1 protein-coding gene is annotated in these 1,236 nt (G+C 56.1%); it reads right to left on the reverse strand.

Annotation, left to right across the window (positions count from 1 at the left end; all coding sequences use genetic code 11):
• Nucleotides 1-52 precede the first annotated feature (52 nt).
• Nucleotides 53-1,155 (reverse strand): IS3 family transposase gene (locus tag RAC79_RS25580; RefSeq protein WP_104679491.1). Its coding sequence is split into 2 segments (ribosomal slippage): nucleotides 53-894 and nucleotides 894-1,155, totalling 1,104 coding nucleotides; the frame shifts between segments, so codons are not numbered across the junction.
• Between the last annotated feature and the right edge of the window lie 81 nt (nucleotides 1,156-1,236).

The raw sequence follows: 1,236 nt of genomic DNA on the forward strand, positions 1-1,236 counted from the left end.
TGAACCGCCCCAGGTTTCTGGACCATCTGAGGCTAGAGTTTTCCGGCTTCATTCAGGGAGGCGGGCTGGTTGAGCCTCCTGATTTCATCAGCGAGATCGGTACCTTATTGCCGATCGCACCATGCGGCCGAAACTCATTATAGTCTATACGCCAATCCTCCATCTTTTCGCGGGCATCCGCAAGGGTCAGGAACCAGTGCTGATTCAGACATTCGGCGCGGAAGCGGCCATTGAACGCTTCAATGAACGCATTGTCGGTCGGCTTGCCCGGGCGTGAGAAGTCCAAGGTGACGCCTTTGGCGTAGGCCCAAAGGTCAAGATCGCGAGACACGAACTCAGTCCCCTGATCGACACGGATCGTCTTCGGGTAGCCAACTTTCCGGCATACCCGTTCCAAGGTTTGCACGACATCTTCACCTCGATAGCTGTGACGTGGATCAAGCACCGGCACATAGCGCGAGAAGGTGTCGACCACCGTGAGCACCCGCAGTTTCTTGCCGGTCGCGAGTTGGTCGTGAACGAAGTCCATCGCCCAGACATCGTTCGGTCCAACGGCCATTTGCCGATCTTCCCGCAGCTTGGCTTTGACCCGTCGCTTCGGCGTCTTGTTACGCAGTTGCAGGCCCAAGTCTCTGTAAATGCGATAGGTTCGCTTGATGTTGGTCCCCCAACCCTCGCGCTCCAACAATACATGCACGCGACGATAGCCGTAGCGAACACGTATCTCGCAGATCTCACGAATACGACGTTCCAGACCGGCCTGATCGGCACGGCGAGAGGTGTAATGGTAGGTCGACCGATCGAAGTTCAGTGCCCCACAGGCACGCCGGATCGAGATCATCCAATCCCGGCACATGCCTTTCACCATCTCGCGTTTCCGAGCAGGCCTTAGAGCTTTCGCCGAATGACATCCTGCAACATCTCACGGTCCAGCGTCAGGTCCGCGACGATCTTCTTCAACCGCGCATTCTCGTCCTCGAGCTGCTTCAGCTTCTTCATCTCCGGCGGCAGCATGCCCGCGTATTTTTTCTTCCAGTTGAAATAGGTCGCCTGGCTGATCCCCGCCTTCCGGCAGATCTCCGCAACCGACACTCCTTCATCACCCTGCTTCAGAATGAACGCCTTCTGTGCGTCCGAAAACTGTGATGCTTTCATCGTCTTCCGTTCCTTTCCCAGCCAGGAAAATGCACCGGAAAACTCTAACCAAAAACGGTCCAGTTTGAAGGGTTCAGATCA

The organism is Agrobacterium sp. LR_9 (assembly GCF_041954855.1).
Lineage (GTDB): Bacteria > Pseudomonadota > Alphaproteobacteria > Rhizobiales > Rhizobiaceae > Agrobacterium > Agrobacterium leguminum.